This window comes from Pseudomonas salmasensis (assembly GCF_014268375.2).
Classification (GTDB): Bacteria; Pseudomonadota; Gammaproteobacteria; order Pseudomonadales; family Pseudomonadaceae; genus Aquipseudomonas; species Aquipseudomonas salmasensis.
On record NZ_CP077083.1, the window covers coordinates 3,432,147 to 3,450,094 of the forward strand.

A 17,948-nucleotide genomic window follows, 5' to 3' on the forward strand; every position below is an offset into this window, starting at 1 on the left:
AATTCGTTGATTAGCCGATTTCGATCATTTCGAAATCCATTTTGCCCACACCGCAGTCCGGGCACAGCCAGTCTTCCGGGACGTCCTGCCACAGAGTGCCTGGTGCAATACCGTCATCCGGCCAGCCGTCCGCTTCGTTGTAAATAAGGCCACAGACGATACATTGCCACTTCTTCATTACGTGCTTCCTCAGGTTCAGGCGTGTTGGCCGGCGGTCGATGGATCCAGCGTTGCCGCGCGGCTCAGGGCGTTTTGTACTGATCGGGGCCGGCAGATGCAAGCATGTTCGACGCAAACGACGGGTTTGGCACGGCAAAAGCCCAGGGTGCCATGGTAAGCTCGCCGCCTCTTTTGCTGCCAATACTGACTCACCGTGCCGCACTCAATCGCCCTTCCCGATGCTTGCCAATGGCTGACCCAGAGCCTTCTGAACCCCTTGCCCACGCCCTTGACCCTCAACTGGCTGTTTGACGAAGGCTCGCTGACGCGACGGCTGACCTGGCTGTCTAACGAGGGTTTCAGCGTGACGCCGCTGTTCGAAGGCTGGCAACCGTTGCGCGACGATGAATGCGCCGCCCTGGCGCTGGCACCGGCCAGTATCGGTTGGGTACGCGAGGTGTATTTGCGCGGGCACGGCCAGCCTTGGGTGTTCGCACGCAGCGTGGCGGCCCGCAGTGCCTTGCAGGGCGACGGGCTGCACATGGACGAGCTGGGCAGCCGTTCGCTGGGCGAGCTGTTGTTTTGCGACCGCGCCTTTACCCGCCAGGCCATTGAAGTGTGTCACTACCCTCGCGCCTGGCTGCCGACAGCCGACCAGGCCGATAATCTATGGGCACGCCGCTCGCGCTTCGACCGCGGGGCGCTGAGCGTGCTGGTGGCAGAAGTCTTCCTGCCGAGTTTCTGGCAGGCGTTGCACGATCATCCGGAGAACTGCTGATGTACCAACGTCTGCTCAAGTCCTTGAACCGCCTGAACCCCAGGGCCTGGGATTTCATTCAGTTAACGCGCATGGACAAGCCCATCGGCATCTACCTGCTGCTGTGGCCGACACTGTGGGCCCTGTGGATTGCCGGCAAGGGCTCGCCGTCGTTGATCAATATCGTGATTTTCGTGCTGGGCGTGGTGCTCACTCGGGCCGGCGGCTGCGTGATCAATGATTGGGCCGACCGCAAGGTCGATGGCCATGTGAAACGCACCGAGCAACGCCCGCTGGTGAGCGGCAAGATCAGTTCGAAAGAAGCGCTGGTGTTTTTTGCCGTGCTGATGGGCATCAGTTTCCTGCTGGTACTGCTGACCAACGCCAGCACCATCCTGCTGTCCCTGGGCGGCCTGGCTCTGGCGGCGAGCTACCCCTTCATGAAGCGTTACACCTATTACCCCCAAGTGGTACTGGGCGCGGCGTTTTCCTGGGGCATGCCGATGGCGTTTACCGCCGAGACCGGCCATTTACCGGCCACGGCGTGGCTGCTGTATATCGCCAACCTGTTGTGGACGGTGGGCTACGACACCTATTACGCCATGACCGACCGCGATGACGACTTGAAGATCGGGGTCAAATCCACCGCGATTCTATTTGGCGATGCCGACCGGGTGATCATCCTCACGCTGCAAGGCCTGGCGCTGGCGTGCCTGTTGCTGGCCGGTGCGCGGTTCGAGCTGGGCGGGTGGTTCCACCTCGGGTTGCTGGCGGCAGCGGGCTGTTTTGTCTGGGAGTTCTGGTACACGCGGGACAGGGACCGCATGAAGTGCTTCAAGGCGTTCTTGCATAACCACTGGGCGGGGTTGGCGATTTTTGTCGGGATTGTAGTGGACTACGCGGTTCGCTGAGGATTCTGTGGTGATTGTTGGGGCGCCATCGCAGGCAAGCCAGCTCCCACATTTTGATTGTATTCGCACATCAAAAAAATGTGGGAGGGGCTTGCCCCCGATGGATTCAGCAGCGGCGCAGACTTAAGGTTTGATGATGTGCCAGACGCTACCCTTGCCATCACCGGTCTTGTCACCGGCTTTCTTGTCTTCCTTGTAGGTATAGACAGGCTTGCCTTTGTAGGCCCACTGGCTGGTCTGGTCGTCGCGGGTGATCACCGTCCAATCGCCGGTCTTGGTGTCGGTGGACTCTGCCTTCAGCGGGGGCCAGTTGGTCGCGCACTGGTCCTTGCACACTGATTTGCCATCAGCGTCCTTGTCGAAGGTGTAGAGCGTCATCCCTTTGTGATCCACCAACATCCCGCCTTGGGTCATCGCTGGCTCTGCCGCAAACGCCAGGCCTGGCAGCGCCAACACCGCAGATACCAGCAGGGCTTTCCAGGAAACAGTGCTGTAAGTCATCGGAACCTTCCTTTTGTGGTTGTCAGGATTCGGACCCAAAGGGTAGTCCAGAGTGCCGTTAATTGCCCAAGCGACTAAATTACTGTCACACGACTGCAATAATTCCGTTATCTAATGCGGCGCAAGACAGTTAAATGACAAGAGGATTTTGAGCATGGTTGGCAGGAGCATTCTGATTGTTGACGACGAAGCGCCCATTCGCGAGATGATCGCCGTTGCGTTGGAAATGGCCGGCTATGACTGCCTGGAGGCGGAAAACTCCCAGCAGGCCCACGCCATTATCGTCGACCGCAAGCCGGACCTGATCCTGCTCGACTGGATGCTACCCGGCACCTCGGGCATCGAATTGGCCCGCCGTCTCAAGCGTGACGAGCTGACCGGGGATATTCCGATCATCATGCTCACCGCCAAGGGCGAAGAGGACAACAAGATCCAGGGCCTGGAAGTCGGCGCCGATGACTACATCACCAAGCCGTTTTCCCCACGGGAACTGGTGGCGCGCCTCAAAGCCGTGCTGCGCCGCGCCGGCCCGACCGATGGCGAAGCGCCTATCGAAGTCGACGGCCTGATCCTGGACCCGATCAGCCACCGCGTGACCATCGACGGCAAGCCTGCAGAGATGGGACCGACCGAATACCGCTTGCTGCAATTCTTCATGACCCACCAGGAGCGCGCCTACACCCGTGGCCAACTGCTCGACCAGGTGTGGGGCGGCAACGTCTATGTGGAAGAGCGCACGGTGGATGTGCATATCCGCCGCCTGCGCAAAGCCTTGGGCGATGCGTACGAGAATCTGGTACAAACCGTGCGCGGCACCGGCTATCGGTTTTCTACCAAAGGCTGAGCCAGCCGTTTCGTGACTTAATCGCCTGACTTAAACAGCTGACAAGGACGCATGTTCAAGTGAACCAAAACTGGCATGGCACCCTGATCCGCCACATGCTCTTGCTGGTCACCGGCTGCCTGTTGGTGGGGCTGGTCAGCGGCTACTACGGCTGGAGCCTGGCCGTGGGCATTGCCTTGTACCTGGGCTGGACCCTCAAGCAATTGCTGCGCCTGCATGAATGGCTGCGCCAGCACAAACCCGATGAAGCACCGCCCGATGGCTACGGCCTGTGGGGTGAGGTGTTCGACAGCATCTACCACCTGCAACGCCGCGACCAACGGGTACGCGGGCGCCTGCAAGCGGTGATCGACCGGGTGCAAGAATCCACCGCCGCGCTCAAGGACGCGGTGATCATGCTCGACAGCGACGGCAACCTGGAATGGTGGAACCGTGCCGCCGAGACGCTGCTGGGCCTCAAGACGCCCCAGGACAGCGGCCAGCCGGTGACCAACCTGGTGCGTCACCCGCGCTTCAAGGAATACTTCGAGCAGGACAACTACGAAGAAGCCCTGGAAATCCCCTCGCCCACCAACGACCGCGTACGCATCCAGCTGTACCTGACCCGCTACGGCAACAACGAGCACCTGATGCTGGTGCGTGACGTGACCCGTATCCACCAGCTGGAACAGATGCGCAAAGACTTCGTGGCCAACGTTTCCCATGAGCTGCGCACGCCGTTGACGGTGATCTGCGGCTACCTGGAGACGTTGCTGGACAATGTCGACGAGATCAACCCGCGCTGGAGCCGCGCCCTGCAACAGATGCAGCAGCAAGGCTCACGCATGCAGACCCTGCTCAACGACCTGCTGTTGCTGGCCAAGCTTGAAGCCACGGACTACCCCTCGGATAACCACCCCGTGGCTGTGCAGAGCCTGTTGCAGACGATCAAGAACGATGCCCAGGCCCTCTCGGGCGAACGCGGGCAGCAGATCACGCTGGAGGCCGACCCAACCGTACTGCTCAAGGGCAGCGAGGGCGAACTGCGCAGCGCCTTCTCCAACCTGGTGTTCAACGCGGTGAAGTACACCCAGGACAAGGGCAAGATCCGCATTCGCTGGTGGGCCGACGAGCACGGCGCGCACCTGAGCGTGCAGGACTCGGGTATTGGTATCGACGCCAAGCACCTGCCGCGCCTGACCGAACGCTTCTACCGGGTCGACTCCAGCCGCAACTCCAACACCGGCGGCACCGGGCTGGGCCTGGCCATCGTCAAGCATGTGCTGCTGCGCCACCGGGCCCGTCTGGAAATCAGCAGCGTGCTGGGGCATGGCAGTACGTTTACCTGCCATTTTCCGCCGGCGCAGGTGACCGGTTCGCGGGCACTCGAAGAAGATAAATAATCTCGAAACACAACAGGGCTAAATGTGGGAGCGGGCTTGCTCGCGAATGCGGTGTATCAGTGGATGAATAAACTGACTGACACGACGCATTCGCGAGCAAGCCCGCTCCCACATTGGATTTATGTTGTTTCAAAGCAAGCATTGCAGCCCCGCCCGGCAGCGGGCACTAGGCAAGCGCCCCGTCAGCCGCTACATTGGCCGACTTGTGCCTGCCTTTCAGGCCCACCTGTCACCCCTTATTGAACACACGGAACCTGCAAAACCCCATCATGGACCCTTCCCCTGGTATTACCCTCGCTACACTCTTCGCCGATTTCGGCATGATTCTTTTTGCACTGATCCTGGTACTGCTCAACGGTTTCTTCGTTGCGGCGGAATTTGCCATGGTCAAACTGCGTGCCACCCGCGTCGAGGCCATCGCCCATAAGAACGGCTGGCGCGGGCAGATCCTGCGTACCGTGCACAGCCAGCTCGACGCCTACCTGTCGGCTTGCCAGTTGGGTATCACCCTGGCGTCCCTGGGCTTGGGCTGGGTCGGTGAACCGGCCTTTGCGCACATCCTCGAGCCGATGCTGGGTGCGGTCGGCGTGCAGTCGCCGGAAGTGATCAAGGGCGTGTCGTTCTTTGCCGCCTTCTTCGTGATTTCCTACCTGCACATCGTGGTCGGCGAACTTGCCCCCAAATCCTGGGCGATTCGCAAGCCCGAGCTGCTGTCGCTGTGGACGGCCGTGCCGCTGTACCTGTTCTACTGGGCGATGTACCCGGCCATCTACCTGCTCAACGCCAGTGCCAACGCCATCCTGCGTATCGCTGGCCAAGGCGAGCCTGGCCCGCACCATGAGCACCATTACAGCCGCGAAGAACTCAAGCTGATCCTGCACTCCAGCCGTGGCCAGGACCCGAGCGACCAAGGCATGCGCGTACTGGCCTCCGCCGTGGAAATGGGCGAGCTGGAAGTGGTGGACTGGGCCAACTCCCGGGAAGACCTGGTGACCCTGGACTTCAACGCCCCGCTCAAGGAAATCCTCGCGCTGTTCCGTCGTCACAAATTCAGCCGTTACCCGGTATATGACGCGGTGCGCAACGAGTTTGTCGGCTTGCTGCACATCAAGGATTTGCTCCTGGAACTGGCGGCCCTGGACCATATCCCCGAATCGTTCAACCTGGCCGAATTGACCCGCCCACTGGAACGCGTATCGCGGCATATGCCGTTGTCGCAACTGCTGGAGCAGTTTCGCAAAGGCGGCGCGCACTTCGCCCTGGTGGAAGAAGCCGACGGCAAGATCATCGGCTACCTGACCATGGAAGACGTGCTGGAAGTGCTGGTGGGCGATATCCAGGACGAACACCGCAAGGCCGAGCGCGGCATCCTCGCCTACCAGCCCGGCAAACTGCTGGTACGTGGCGACACGCCGTTGTTCAAGGTGGAGCGCCTGTTGGGCGTCGACCTGGACCACATCGAAGCCGAAACCCTGGCCGGCCTGATCTACGACACGCTCAAGCGCGTGCCGGAAGAGGAAGAAGTGCTGGAAGTTGAAGGCTTGCGGATCATCATCAAGAAGATGAAAGGGCCGAAGATCGTGTTGGCCAAGGTGCTGTTGCTTGACTGACTGTGGACCTGGCGCCTCCTGTAGGAGCGAGCTTGCTCGCGAAAAACGCACAGGCGCCGCGTTTATTCAGGACGCACGCGTTATCGTTGACGTTTTTCGCGAGCAAGCTCGCTCCTACAGGGGGCAGCGCTTTACGCACCCGGCACGAAATGCTTCTGCGCCGTGCCACGGGCGATCAGGCGGGAAATGTAATCCAGCTTCTGCGCATCCTGGTCGATAAAGCGGAAGGTCAGTTGCAGCCAGTCGCTATCGGGCTTGGGCTCGTAGGCGACGATGGCGTGCAGGTAGCCGTTGAGCCGTGCGACTTCGGCGTTGTCGCCCTGCTCAAGGTCGAGCACGGCGCTTTCCAGTACCTGAGGCAGGACCTCGCCACGCTTTACCACCAGCAACGCCTCCTTGATGCTCAGGGCCTTGATCACGCATTGCTGAGTGCCGCTTGCGAGGCGCAACTGGCCCTGACCGCGACTGCCAGCCGGCGCCGCCGCTGTTGGGGCCTTCACGGGCGGGGTGTTGAGCAGGCCTTTGCTGGGCGCCGCCACCGGCGCCGGCTTGACCGCTTCGGGTTTGCCGCCGGTCAGGGCGCTCAGGGAGTCGTTGCCAAAGGCTGAGTTCATCTTGGTCGGCGCGCTGGCAATCAGCGCATCGAGGCGACCGATCTTGTGCAGGGCCTGCTTGACCTTGTTCAGCAACTGCTCGTTGGTGAACGGCTTGCTCACGTAGCCCGAAACCCCCGCCTGAATCGCCTGCACCACGTTTTCCTTGTCGCCACGGCTAGTCACCATCACGAACGGCATGGCCTTCAGGTGCGCTTGCTCGCGGCACCAGGTCAACAGCTCAATGCCGGACATTTCCGGCATTTCCCAGTCACACAGCACCAAGTCGAAGGTTTCGCGCATCAGGATGGATTGCGCCTTTTTGCCGTTCACCGCATCTTCGATCTTGATTCCGGGGAAGTAATTGCGCAGGCACTTCTTCACCAGGTCGCGAATAAACGAGGCGTCATCCACCACCAACACACTGACTTTACTCATCGACCCTTCATCCTATAAAAACGGCGGCATGCAAAACGCCTGACTGATGGCATTTTGCCAAAACTCGCGGGTCACAGAAGGACTTTATGGCGCCTGCTGTGCAAAAAATTCAGATGCCACAAACGAAAACGCCCGGCCAGAGGCCGGGCGTTAATTTCTCGGGCAACCTTACTTATCGTCAGATTCGCCCGAAACATTAGGGATTAGATCAGCAGTCCCTTCAACTTCGGCCTTCATGCGCTTGAGGCCCATGTGCCGCACGTCGGTGCCGCGCACCAGATAAATCACCAATTCCGAGATATTGCGCGCGTGGTCGCCGATACGCTCCAGGGAACGCAGCACCCAGATAATGTTCAAGACCCGCGAGATCGAGCGCGGATCTTCCATCATGTAGGTGGCCAGTTCACGCAGCGCGGTCTTGTATTCGCGGTCGATGATCTTGTCGTACTGGGCCACCGACAACGCCAGCTCGGCGTCAAAGCGGGCGAAGGCGTCCAGGGCATCACGCACCATGTTGCGCACCTGATCGCCGATATGGCGCACTTCCACGTAGCCACGGGGCGCCTCACCTTCTTCGCACAGCTGGATGGCGCGACGGGCAATCTTGGTGGCTTCATCGCCAATGCGCTCCAGGTCGATCACCGACTTGGAAATGCTGATGATCAAACGCAGGTCCGAGGCCGCTGGCTGGCGGCGGGCAAGAATGCGCAGGCACTCTTCGTCGATATTGCGTTCCATCTGGTTGATCTGCTCGTCAATCTCACGCACCTGCTGAGCCAGGCCCGAGTCGGCCTCGATCAGCGCGGTGACCGCATCATTGACTTGCTTCTCCACCAGCCCGCCCATCGCCAGGAGGTGGCTGCGCACTTCCTCAAGCTCGGCATTGAACTGCGCGGAGATGTGGTGGGTAAGGCCTTCTTTGCTAATCATGTTGGCGTCCTTGGAGCGTCCGGTAAGGTGCGGAGAACCGCAGCGTCAGTGCAATCAGAACCACAGCTTCCTAGCCGTAGCGACCGGTGATGTAGTCTTCGGTCTGCTTCTTCGCCGGATTGGTGAACAGGGTGTCGGTATCGCCGAACTCCACCAGCTTGCCCATGTACATGAACGCGGTGTAGTCGGAAACCCGCGCCGCCTGTTGCATGTTGTGGGTCACGATGACGATGGTGAACTTGGACTTGAGCTCGTAGATCAGCTCTTCGACTTTCAGGGTGGAGATCGGGTCGAGGGCCGAGCACGGTTCGTCGAGCAGCAACACTTCCGGCTCTACGGCGATGGTACGGGCGATCACCAGACGCTGCTGCTGGCCGCCGGACAAGCCGAGTGCCGATTCGTGCAGGCGGTCCTTGACCTCGTCCCACAATGCCGCGCCCTTGAGCGCCCACTCAACCGCTTCGTCGAGGATGCGTTTCTTGTTGATGCCCTGGATACGCAGGCCGTAGACCACGTTTTCGTAGATGGTCTTGGGGAACGGGTTGGGCTTCTGGAACACCATGCCCACGCGGCGACGCAGCTCGGCCACGTCTTCGCCCTTGCGGTAGATATTGGTGCCGTAGAGGTTGATTGCACCTTCCACGCGGCAACCGTCCACCAGGTCATTCATGCGGTTGAAGGTACGCAGCAACGTGGACTTGCCGCAGCCCGACGGGCCGATGAAGGCGGTCACGCGTTGCTTGGGGATGTTCATGCTGACATCGAACAGCGCCTGCTTGTCGCCGTAGTACAGGCTCAGGCCGGGGACTTCGATGGCCACGGTTTCCTGGGCCAGGCTCAGGCTCTGCTTGTCGCGACCCAGGGCAGACATGTTGATGCCGTGGGATTGGGTTTCGTGTTGCATGGGATGCTCCCTGTGCTACCAATTCATTCGTTGAACCGCCGGGGCGGCTTACTCAAATTCTGTGCCTGACGCCGAGCCCTGTGGGAGCTGGCTTGCCTGCGATACGGGCGGCGCGGTATTGCAGTAAAACCGCGGTGATGCTATCGCAGGCAAGCCAGCTCCCACATTGGATCGCATTAGCTGTCCAGCGCTTTGTATTTTTCGCGCAGGTGGTTACGAATCCACACCGCCGACAGGTTGAGCGTGGCGATCACCAGTACCAGCAGCAAGGCGGTGGCGTACACCAGTGGCCGTGCGGCTTCGACGTTGGGGCTCTGGAAGCCGACGTCATAAATATGGAAGCCCAGGTGCATGATCTTCTGGTCCAGGTGCAGGTACGGGTAGTTACCGTCCAGCGGCAGCGACGGCGCCAGCTTCACTACACCCACCAGCATCAGCGGCGCCACTTCACCGGCGGCACGCGCCACGGCGAGGATCATGCCGGTCATCATCGCCGGGCTGGCCATCGGCAGCACGATCTTCCACAGCGTTTCCGCCTTGGTCGCGCCAAGTGCCAGGGAGCCTTCACGCACGGTGCGGGGAATGCGCGCCAAGCCTTCTTCGGTGGCCACGATCACTACCGGCACCGCCAGCAGCGCCAGGGTCAGCGAGGCCCAGAGCAGCCCCGGCGTACCGAAGGTCGGCGCCGGCAGGGCTTCAGCGAAGAACAGACGGTCGACCGAGCCCCCCAATACATACACGAAGAAACCCAGGCCGAACACGCCGTAGACGATAGCCGGTACACCGGCCAGGTTGTTCACCGCGATGCGGATGATGCGCGTCAGGGTGTTCTGCTTGGCGTATTCACGCAGGTACACGGCGGCCAGTACGCCAAACGGGGTCACGATCATTGCCATGATCAGGGTCATCATCACGGTGCCGAAGATGGCCGGGAAGATCCCGCCTTCGGTGTTGGCTTCCCGTGGGTCATCGCTGAGAAATTCCCAGACCTTACTGAAGTAGAAGCCGATCTTGGTCATGGTGCCCATGGCGTTCGGCTGGTAGGCGTGTACCACCTTGCCGATGCCGATTTCCACTTCCTTGCCGTTGCCGTCACGCGCCGTCAGGGCGTCGCGGTTGAACTGTGCGTGCAGGTCGGCCAGGCGCGCTTCGATGTCCTGGTAGCGGGCGTTCAGCTCGGCGCGGTCGGCGTCCATGTCGGCCTGGGCGGCAGCGTCGAGCTTGCCTTCCAGCTCCAGCTTGCGACCATGCAGGCGAATGCGCTCCAGCCCGGCGTTGATCGCACCGATATCGGTTTTTTCCAGGCTCTTGAGTTGGCCAGCAAGCTTGTTCACGCGGTCCACGCGGGCTTGCAGCTCAGGCCACGCGGCCTCGCCTTCAGCAATCACCTTGCCGTCCTGCTTGACGTTGACCAGGGTGCCGTAGAAGTTGCCCCACTCACGACGCTCGATGGCCATCAGGTTCGCAGGCTTGGTCTGGTCCTTGAGCCACTCACCGACGATCCAGGTGAAGTCGTTGCCGTTCAGGTCGCGGTTGCCGACCTTGATCAACTCGCGGGTCATGAACTCCGGGCCTTGGTCCGGTACCGGCAGGCCCGCGCTTTTCAGGCGCTCACGCGGCACTTCTTCTTTCTGCACCACTTCGCCGATGACGATGTGGTTGGCCTGGCCTGGCACGTTGTAGTTGGCCTGGATCAGGTCGGCCGGCCAGAAATGGCCCAGGCCCCGCACCGCAATCACTGCCAGCAAACCAATGGTCATGATGACCGCGATGGACACCGCGCCACCGCTGATCCAGACGCCGGGGGCGCCGCTCTTGAACCATCCATTCAGGGAGTTCTGTTTCACAGACTTCTACCTTTCTTAAAGCGACGAGTATTTCTTGCGCAGACGCTGACGAATCAGCTCGGCGAGGGTGTTCATGATGAAGGTGAACAACAGCAGCACCAGCGCCGAGAGGAACAGCACGCGGTAATGACTGCCGCCCACTTCCGACTCGGGCATCTCCACCGCAACGTTGGCCGCCAGGGTGCGCAGGCCCTCGAACAGGTTCATCTCCATCACCGGGGTGTTACCGGTGGCCATCAGCACGATCATGGTCTCGCCCACGGCGCGGCCCATACCGATCATCAACGCCGAGAAGATGCCCGGGCTGGCGGTGAGGATGACCACGCGGGTCATGGTCTGCCACGGTGTGGCGCCCAGGGCCAGGGAGCCCAAGGTCAGGCCGCGTGGCACGCTGAACACGGCGTCTTCGGCGATGGAGTAGATGTTCGGGATCACCGCGAAACCCATGGCCAGGCCGACCACCAGTGCGTTGCGCTGGTCGTAGGTAATGCCCAGATCGTGAGAGATCCACATGCGCATGTCACCGCCGAAGAACCAGGTTTCCAGGTACGGGCTCATGTACAGCGAGAGCCAGCCCACGAACAGGATCACCGGAATCAGGATCGCGCTTTCCCACCCATCGGGAACGCGCAGGCGGATCGACTCAGGCAAGCGGCTGAAGACAAAGCCCGCCATCAGGATGCCAATCGGCAACAGCATCAACAGGCTGAAAATGCCCGGCAGGTGCCCTTCCACATACGGCGCCAGGAACAGGCCGGCGAAGAAGCCGAGGATCACGGTCGGCATGGCTTCCATCAATTCGATCACCGGCTTGACCTTGCGGCGCAGGCTCGGTGCCATGAAGTAAGCGGTGTAGATCGCCGCAGCAACCGCCAGTGGCGCCGCCAGCAGCATGGCGTAGAACGCAGCCTTCAAGGTACCGAAGGTCAGCGGGGCGAGGCTCATCTTGGGTTCGAAGTCGGTGTTGGCGGCCGTGGACTGCCAGACGTATTTAGGCTCGTCGTAGTTTTCGTACCAGACCTTGCTCCACAACGCGCTCCACGACACTTCCGGGTGCGGGTTATCGAGCAACAGCGGTTGCAGCTTACCACCCGCCTCGACGATCACACGGTTGGCCCGTGGCGACATGCCGAACAGGCCCAGGCCGTCCACCACCGGGTCCACCAGCAAGGTGCGGTGAGCGGTGCTGTGGAACACGCCGAACTGGCCAGCAGCATCCAGGGCGGTGAAGCCTTTGCGGCGCTCTTCAGCGCTGATTTCGACGATGGGTGCAGTGCCCATCTGGAAGGTGCGGATCTGCTTCAGGCGTTGCTCGCCATCCGGGTCACGGGCCATGAACCACTGGGCCAGGCCGCCTTTGGAGTTACCCAGGATCAGCGAGATGCCGCCGACCAGCTGGGTGCTGGCGGTGATTTCCGTGTCGGCGTCTTCCAGCAGTTTGTAGCGCCCGTTGAGGCTTTTGTCGCGCAGGCTGAACACGTCGGCCAGTGCACGGCCGTTGATCACATACAGCCACTGCTGGCGTGGGTCGATGAAGATCGCCTTCACCGGCTCGGTCATCTGCGGCAGCTCGACACGCTTCTGCTCGCTGGTGACTTCACCGGTCATCATGTTTTCTTCGCGGCTCAGGGTCAGCACGTTCAAGTGCGAACCGGCGGACCCTGCCACCACCAGGGAGGTGTCGGTGGCGTTGAGCGCAACGTGTTCCAGCGGCCGACCGGCGTCATCCAGCACGATGGGCGTTTCGCCGTAGGGGTATTCGATCGCTGGGCTGATGGTTTTCTTGCCGTCCGGGTACGACACCTTATAGGTGTGGCGGAACACCAAAGACTGGCCATTGGACAAGCCGAGGATCACCAGCGGGCTGCCCGGCTGGTCTTCACCAATGGACGCAACGCTGGTACCGGCCGGAAGCGGCAGGTCGACACGCTTGAGCTCGGCACCGGTGTCCACGGCAAAGAACAACGCCTGGCCCTTGTCGGAGACCCGCATGGCAACTTGGTTCTGTTCTTCGAGGGAGATCATCAACGGCTTGCCGGCGTCTTGCATCCAGGCCGGCGTCAACGCGTCTTCCTTGGTCAACGAGGCGCCCTGGAACAGCGGTGCAACCACGTAGGCGAGAAAGAAGAAGATCAGGGTAATGGCCGCCAGCACGGCGAGGCCGCCGACCAGCACATACCAACGGGTGAAGCGATCCTTGAGCGCGCGAATGCGGCGCTTGCGTTGCAGCTCAGGCGTATTGAAATCAATGCGCTTGGGAGGGGAAGTCGTCGTCATGGTGGAATTGGCCAGATCATTCATGCGCACACCCTAGCGATCCTGTATGACAGAAAGATGACAGTGCAGTGACGCAACAAATCCGCCGCAAAGCAGGGCTGGCAGCGGATAAAAAATTAGGAGTTTCTGTAGGAGCGAGCTTGCTCGCGAAGACCGTTAACGATAACGCGCCGTTTCTGAATAAACGCGGTGCCCTATCGTCTTTCGCGAGCAAGCTCGCTCCTACAGAAGGGCCGGTTTTACCCAGCCCAGCTACTTAGTTGCCTTCTTTCAAACCCAGGTCAGCCAGGGCCTTGGCGGCGACTTTGGCTGGCAGTGGGATGTAGCCGTCTTTGACCACGACTTCCTGGCCCTGCTTGGACAGCACCAGTTTCACGAACTCAGCTTCCAGCGGCGCCAGTGGCTTGTTCGGGGCTTTGTTGACGTACACGTAGAGGAAACGCGACAGCGGATACTTGCCGTTCAGGGCGTTTTCTTCGGAGTCTTCGATGTAGTCAGTGCTGCCTTTCTTGGCCAGTGGCACGGTCTTCACGCTGGCGGTCTTGTAGCCGATGCCCGAGTAACCGATGCCGTTCAGCGAGGAGCTGATCGACTGCACGACCGAAGCCGAACCCGGTTGTTCGTTCACGTTTGGCTTGTAGTCGCCTTTGCACAGGGCTTCTTCCTTGAAGTAGCCATAGGTGCCGGATACCGAGTTACGCCCGAACAGTTGCACTGGCTTGTTGGCCAGGTCGCCGGTCACGCCCAGGTCGCCCCAGGTTTTCACATCGGCCTTGGCGCCGCACAGACGCGTCGAGGAGAAGATCGCATCGACCTGTTCCATGGTCAGGTGCTGGATCGGGTTGTCCTTGTGCACAAATACCGCCAGGGCATCCACCGCAACCGGGATTGCCGTTGGCTTGTAGCCGTACTTCTGCTCGAAGGCCGCCAGTTCGGTGTCCTTCATCTTGCGGCTCATCGGGCCCAGGTTGGAGGTGCCTTCAGTCAACGCAGGTGGCGCAGTGGCAGAGCCGGCAGCTTGAATCTGGATGTTGACGTTCGGGTATTCCTTTTTGTAACCCTCGGCCCACAGGGTCATCAGGTTAGCCAGGGTATCGGAGCCGACGCTGGACAGGTTGCCCGACACACCAGTGGTCTTGACGTAAGCCGGGATTGCCGGATCAACACCAGCGGCCACCGCGTTGGCGGTCGCAACGCCAGCAGCGACAAAAGTCATTGCCGCCATCAAACGTTTCAGTTTCATGCCTTGCTCCTAGCAGATAGGGATAATTGGATCGGGGCCAAGTATCGGCAGGCCGTGTGAACACTCTATGTCTTAAATATGACAATTAGATGAAAGGCCACTATCGGGAAGCGAAGTAAAAAACAGAACAAACACGTTCACTGTGGTGAGGCAGCCTGCTCCCCCACCACAATGATCAGGCAGGTTTTAGCGGCCGCGTTTCCACAGGTAGCCGCCTACCGCCATCCCCATCACACACAGGATAGCCACGTAGTACGCCGGCCCCATCGGGCTCTCCTTCATCAGCAGCGACACCACCAATGGCGTCAGCCCACCGAACACGGCATAGGCGACGTTGTAGGAGAACGACAGGCCACTGAAACGCACCACCGGCGGGAAGGCTTTGACCATCACGTAGGGCACTACGCCGATGGTGCCGACAAACAGGCCGGTCAGGGCATACAAGGGGAACAGCCAGTCGGGATGCGCCATCAGGCTGTGATACAGCGTCCAGGAAGTTGCCAGCAGCAGTGCGCAACCGGTAACCAGCACGCGACCGGCGCCAAAACGGTCGGCCAGGGCACCCGAGGCGATGCAGCCCAGGCTCAGGGTCACGATGGCCAGGCTGTTGGCTTGCAGCGCAACCGTAGGGCTGAAGTGATAGATGGTCTGCAGCACGGTCGGGGTCATCAGGATCACCACCACCACGCCAGCCGACAGCAGCCAGGTCAGCAGCATCGACAGCACAATGGCGCCACGGTGATCGCGCAACACGGCGCGCAAGGGCAGCTCAGCGGCCAGGCTCTTGCGTTGCTGCATCTCGGCGAAGATCGGGGTTTCATGCAGCCAGCGACGCAGGTACACCGACAGCAGGCCGAATACGCCGCCGAGCAGGAACGGGATTCGCCAGGCGTAATCGGAGACCTGCTCCGGTGTATAGGCGCTATTGATGGCGGTAGCCACCAGCGAGCCGAGCAAAATACCCGCGGTGAGGCCGCTGGTCAGGGTGCCGCAGGCATAGCCGATGTGACGGGGCGGGACGTGTTCGGAGACGAACACCCAGGCACCCGGCACCTCGCCGCCAATCGCTGCGCCCTGGATAATACGCATCAGCAGCAACAGGACCGGTGCCCACAGGCCGATCTGTGCGTAGGTCGGCAGCAGGCCCATGATCAGGGTCGGCACGGCCATCATGAAGATGCTCAGGGTGAACATCTTCTTGCGGCCCAGCAGGTCACCGAAGTGCGCCATGATGATGCCGCCCAGCGGGCGCGCCAGGTAGCCGGCCGCGAAGATGCCGAACGTCTGCATCATGCGCAGCCATTCGGGCATGTCGACAGGGAAGAACAGTTTTCCGACCACGGTGGCGAAAAACACGAAGATGATGAAGTCGTAGAACTCCAGCGCCCCACCCAGGGCAGACAGCGACAGGGTCTTGTAGTCGTTGCGGTTAAGCGGTCGTGCGGGCGGCGCAATGCTTGAAGGCACTGTGGTCATGGCAAGGCTTCTCTTATTAGTCAGATCAGGAATCCGCAACAGCGTGGGTTTGCGCCTGGCAGGTCCGGCACGATAGCAAATTGCCCGGAAAAGCACAGTCCAAACCCTTGCGCCGCATCAGCGCCACCTCGCAAGCATCCCCACTTACGAAGCGACTTATTCCCTTTCCGAATTATTATGGGGGGCCGAAAACGCCATCAGATACTGACGGCCAGCGCTAAAAAGAAACAATGGTCAAACCCCTCAAGTTGGATGACTGTTTTGGCCAATTTTTTGACGCCTGGAAACACTTCTATATAGATGCACAAAATCAGGAGCAGATGGTCGTCGCGCAGGCTATCGACCGATATACTCACAGCCCTGCACCTGTCTATTGCGTGGAAGTTGCGCGAAACCGTCGTTGGCACCGGCCAGCCGATTTCGCAGAGTTTCCCTCAAGGCGCCTTTCGAAAAACGTGACGAACGTAGTATGTTCGGGGCTGAATCGTTTTTCCAAGACGGCTATTCACCGATTACATAGTCCAAGAGTCACGGGTCAGAGGCACCCCCCGGCATGATCGAACTCGAACAAGAAGATCCTATCCCGCAAGGCGATCTCGCCCTGCAAATCACTGCGCTCCCGCGTGAAACCAACGGCTTTGGCGATATCTTCGGCGGCTGGCTGGTCGCGCAGATGGACCTGGCGGGCACGGCAATGGCCAGCAAGGTCGCCGGTGGGCGCGTGGCCACCGTGGCCATTGATCGCATGGCGTTCCTGGTGCCGGTAGCCGTGGGCGCGCAGCTTTCCTTCTATACCCAGGCTCTGGAAATCGGCCGCAGCTCGATCCAGATGATGGTCGAAGTGTGGAGCGACGATCCGCTGTCCAGCGAATGGCGCAAGGTGACCGAAGCCGTATTTGTGTTCGTCGCCATCGATGGCAGCGGCCGCACGCGCTCAGTACCGTCACGGGCGCGTTAAACCTCGCCGGGTTTTAACGGTCAATTGCCCCATTGCCTGCCACTAAGAGAGCTTTGTCATGCCTACGCCCCACGTTGAGACGGTAAAAATCGACGAGCTGGACTGCTGGCGCATCCGCCACAACGGTGCCGAGCTGATGGTGGCCCAACAGGGTGCGCATATCTTCAGTTACCAGCGCGAGGGCGAACAGCCGCTGATCTGGCCGAACCCTGAGGCCGTGTTCAAGCAGGGCAAAGGCATTCGTACCGGCGTACCGGTGTGTTGGCCGTGGTTCGGGGTGTTCGACCGCAACCCGCAAAGCGTCAAAGCCATGCGCCAGAGCGATCAGCCTGCCGGCGCCCACGGTTTTGTGCGCACCGCGCGTTGGGAGCTGGCCACCACCGAACTCAACGGCCAGACGCTGCGAGTAGACCTGGTATTGCCGGTGCCGGCGGGCGGCTTTCCAGGCTGGCCCCATCAGGTAGACCTGACGCTGAGCCTGCTGTTGGATGACCACCTGCACATCCGCCTGACCAGTCAAAACCGTGGCACCGACACCGTGACCCTCAGCCAGGCCCTGCACACCTACTTCGCCGTGAGCGATGTGCGCAAGGTGCAGGTCGAGGGCCTGGATGGCGTGGATTATATCGATACCGCCGATGGGTGGGCCGAGAAGCAGCAAGCCGGGCTGCTGCACTTCAGCGCCGAAACAGACCGCATTTACCTGAATACGCCGGCACAGCTGAATATCGTTGATAGCGACTGGCAGCGCCGTATCCAACTCACCAGCGAAGGCTCCAAATCCACCGTGGTCTGGAACCCCTGGACCGAACGCGCCAAGGCGTTCGACGATATGGCCGATGACGGCTGGCAGGGTATGTTGTGCATCGAGACGGCCAACGTGCTGGATGATGTGGTGACCCTGGCGCCCGGCGAAAGCCACACTCTGGGCGTAAGCATCACCGCGATCACCCTGTAGATAAAAGGGGGCAAGCCCTAACCCCTGTAGGAGCGAGCTTGCTCGCGAAAAACCCACAGACGCCGCGTTTATTCAGGAAACACGCGTTATCGTTGACGTTTTTCGCGAGCAAGCTCGCTCCTACAGAGTTCAGGACCCTCCCACATTGGTTATGTATTGG

General features: G+C 60.6%; 16 protein-coding genes. 7 read left to right on the forward strand and 9 right to left on the reverse strand.

Annotated features, from left to right (window positions below):
* Positions 1 to 10: 10 nt before the first annotated feature.
* Positions 11 to 178 (reverse strand): rubredoxin, encoded by a 168-nt coding sequence (locus HU731_RS15480; RefSeq protein WP_002555879.1) that lies wholly within the window; start codon positions 176 to 178, stop codon positions 11 to 13.
* A 195-nt stretch (positions 179 to 373) separates the two neighbouring features.
* Here HU731_RS15480 and HU731_RS15485 point away from each other — a divergent pair, with 195 nt between their 5' ends.
* Together HU731_RS15485 and ubiA are read left to right on the forward strand one after the other, a co-directional pair.
* Complete coding sequence (locus HU731_RS15485; protein WP_186607089.1) at positions 374 to 937, forward strand: chorismate--pyruvate lyase family protein; 564 nt, start codon at positions 374 to 376, stop codon at positions 935 to 937.
* On the forward strand, positions 937 to 1,827 hold the full coding sequence (gene ubiA / locus HU731_RS15490) for a 4-hydroxybenzoate octaprenyltransferase (RefSeq protein ID WP_014720511.1): 891 nt from the start codon (positions 937 to 939) through the stop codon (positions 1,825 to 1,827). The genes HU731_RS15485 and ubiA overlap by 1 nt, the downstream gene beginning before the upstream one ends.
* Before the next feature lie 123 nt (positions 1,828 to 1,950).
* On the opposite strand, the gene HU731_RS15495 is transcribed toward ubiA, so the two are convergent.
* Positions 1,951 to 2,328: a COG4315 family predicted lipoprotein gene (locus HU731_RS15495; protein WP_186607090.1), complete on the reverse strand. Its 378-nt coding sequence runs from the start codon at positions 2,326 to 2,328 to the stop codon at positions 1,951 to 1,953.
* 154 nt (positions 2,329 to 2,482) lie between these two features.
* Between HU731_RS15495 and phoB the strand changes: the two genes are divergently transcribed.
* The 3 genes from phoB (at position 2,483) to HU731_RS15510 (ending at position 6,164) form a co-directional block, all read left to right on the forward strand.
* Complete coding sequence (gene phoB, locus HU731_RS15500; protein ID WP_003195617.1) at positions 2,483 to 3,172, forward strand: phosphate regulon transcriptional regulator PhoB; 690 nt, start codon at positions 2,483 to 2,485, stop codon at positions 3,170 to 3,172.
* A gap of 95 nt (positions 3,173 to 3,267) precedes the next feature.
* Positions 3,268 to 4,554, forward strand: a complete 1,287-nt coding sequence (phoR, locus tag HU731_RS15505) for a phosphate regulon sensor histidine kinase PhoR (RefSeq protein ID WP_189661146.1) — start codon at positions 3,268 to 3,270, stop codon at positions 4,552 to 4,554.
* 269 nt (positions 4,555 to 4,823) lie between these two features.
* Positions 4,824 to 6,164, forward strand: coding sequence for a hemolysin family protein (locus HU731_RS15510; RefSeq protein ID WP_003195620.1), 1,341 nt, complete (start codon positions 4,824 to 4,826; stop codon positions 6,162 to 6,164).
* Between the two features lie 131 nt (positions 6,165 to 6,295).
* On the opposite strand, the gene HU731_RS15515 is transcribed toward HU731_RS15510, so the two are convergent.
* From HU731_RS15515 to HU731_RS15545, 7 genes are all read right to left on the reverse strand, one after another.
* Positions 6,296 to 7,195 carry a response regulator gene (locus tag HU731_RS15515; RefSeq protein ID WP_161903645.1) on the reverse strand — a complete coding sequence of 300 codons (900 nt, stop codon included), beginning with the start codon at positions 7,193 to 7,195 and terminating at the stop codon, positions 6,296 to 6,298.
* A 168-nt stretch (positions 7,196 to 7,363) separates the two neighbouring features.
* Positions 7,364 to 8,125 (reverse strand): phosphate signaling complex protein PhoU, encoded by a 762-nt coding sequence (phoU, locus tag HU731_RS15520; RefSeq protein WP_003195624.1) that lies wholly within the window; start codon positions 8,123 to 8,125, stop codon positions 7,364 to 7,366.
* 70 nt (positions 8,126 to 8,195) lie between these two features.
* Positions 8,196 to 9,029, reverse strand: a complete 834-nt coding sequence (gene pstB, locus HU731_RS15525) for a phosphate ABC transporter ATP-binding protein PstB (protein WP_003195626.1) — start codon at positions 9,027 to 9,029, stop codon at positions 8,196 to 8,198.
* A gap of 176 nt (positions 9,030 to 9,205) precedes the next feature.
* The gene (gene pstA / locus HU731_RS15530; RefSeq protein ID WP_186607092.1) at positions 9,206 to 10,876 is read right to left on the reverse strand and encodes a phosphate ABC transporter permease PstA; all 1,671 of its coding nucleotides are present in this window, start codon (positions 10,874 to 10,876) and stop codon (positions 9,206 to 9,208) included.
* 15 nt (positions 10,877 to 10,891) lie between these two features.
* Complete coding sequence (locus HU731_RS15535) at positions 10,892 to 12,925, reverse strand: ABC transporter permease subunit (protein ID WP_186607114.1); 2,034 nt, start codon at positions 12,923 to 12,925, stop codon at positions 10,892 to 10,894.
* 484 nt (positions 12,926 to 13,409) lie between these two features.
* The gene (locus HU731_RS15540; protein ID WP_003195633.1) at positions 13,410 to 14,396 is read right to left on the reverse strand and encodes a phosphate ABC transporter substrate-binding protein PstS; all 987 of its coding nucleotides are present in this window, start codon (positions 14,394 to 14,396) and stop codon (positions 13,410 to 13,412) included.
* 186 nt (positions 14,397 to 14,582) lie between these two features.
* Positions 14,583 to 15,863, reverse strand: a complete 1,281-nt coding sequence (locus HU731_RS15545; protein WP_186607115.1) for an MFS transporter — start codon at positions 15,861 to 15,863, stop codon at positions 14,583 to 14,585.
* 562 nt (positions 15,864 to 16,425) lie between these two features.
* Between HU731_RS15545 and HU731_RS15550 the strand changes: the two genes are divergently transcribed.
* Both HU731_RS15550 and HU731_RS15555 read left to right on the forward strand, forming a co-directional pair.
* Positions 16,426 to 16,830, forward strand: coding sequence for an acyl-CoA thioesterase (locus tag HU731_RS15550; RefSeq protein ID WP_003176975.1), 405 nt, complete (start codon positions 16,426 to 16,428; stop codon positions 16,828 to 16,830).
* Between the two features lie 58 nt (positions 16,831 to 16,888).
* Positions 16,889 to 17,788 (forward strand): D-hexose-6-phosphate mutarotase, encoded by a 900-nt coding sequence (locus HU731_RS15555; RefSeq protein ID WP_186607093.1) that lies wholly within the window; start codon positions 16,889 to 16,891, stop codon positions 17,786 to 17,788.
* Positions 17,789 to 17,948 lie beyond the last annotated feature (160 nt).

Excerpts from the sequence above, each read along its gene's own strand:
- HU731_RS15480 (WP_002555879.1), bottom strand. The coding sequence starts at position 178 with ATGAAGAAGTGGCAATGTATCGTCTGTGGCCTTATTTACAACGAAGCG.
- ubiA (WP_014720511.1), top strand. The coding sequence starts at position 937 with ATGTACCAACGTCTGCTCAAGTCCTTGAACCGCCTGAACCCCAGGGCC.
- HU731_RS15495 (WP_186607090.1), bottom strand. The coding sequence starts at position 2,328 with ATGACTTACAGCACTGTTTCCTGGAAAGCCCTGCTGGTATCTGCGGTG.
- phoB (WP_003195617.1), top strand. The coding sequence starts at position 2,483 with ATGGTTGGCAGGAGCATTCTGATTGTTGACGACGAAGCGCCCATTCGC.
- phoR (WP_189661146.1), top strand. The coding sequence starts at position 3,268 with ATGCTCTTGCTGGTCACCGGCTGCCTGTTGGTGGGGCTGGTCAGCGGC.
- HU731_RS15510 (WP_003195620.1), top strand. The coding sequence starts at position 4,824 with ATGGACCCTTCCCCTGGTATTACCCTCGCTACACTCTTCGCCGATTTC.
- HU731_RS15515 (WP_161903645.1), bottom strand. The coding sequence starts at position 7,195 with ATGAGTAAAGTCAGTGTGTTGGTGGTGGATGACGCCTCGTTTATTCGC.
- phoU (WP_003195624.1), bottom strand. The coding sequence starts at position 8,125 with ATGATTAGCAAAGAAGGCCTTACCCACCACATCTCCGCGCAGTTCAAT.
- pstB (WP_003195626.1), bottom strand. The coding sequence starts at position 9,029 with ATGCAACACGAAACCCAATCCCACGGCATCAACATGTCTGCCCTGGGT.
- HU731_RS15535 (WP_186607114.1), bottom strand. The coding sequence starts at position 12,925 with ATGCAAGACGCCGGCAAGCCGTTGATGATCTCCCTCGAAGAACAGAAC.
- HU731_RS15540 (WP_003195633.1), bottom strand. The coding sequence starts at position 14,396 with ATGAAACTGAAACGTTTGATGGCGGCAATGACTTTTGTCGCTGCTGGC.
- HU731_RS15550 (WP_003176975.1), top strand. The coding sequence starts at position 16,426 with ATGATCGAACTCGAACAAGAAGATCCTATCCCGCAAGGCGATCTCGCC.
- HU731_RS15555 (WP_186607093.1), top strand. The coding sequence starts at position 16,889 with ATGCCTACGCCCCACGTTGAGACGGTAAAAATCGACGAGCTGGACTGC.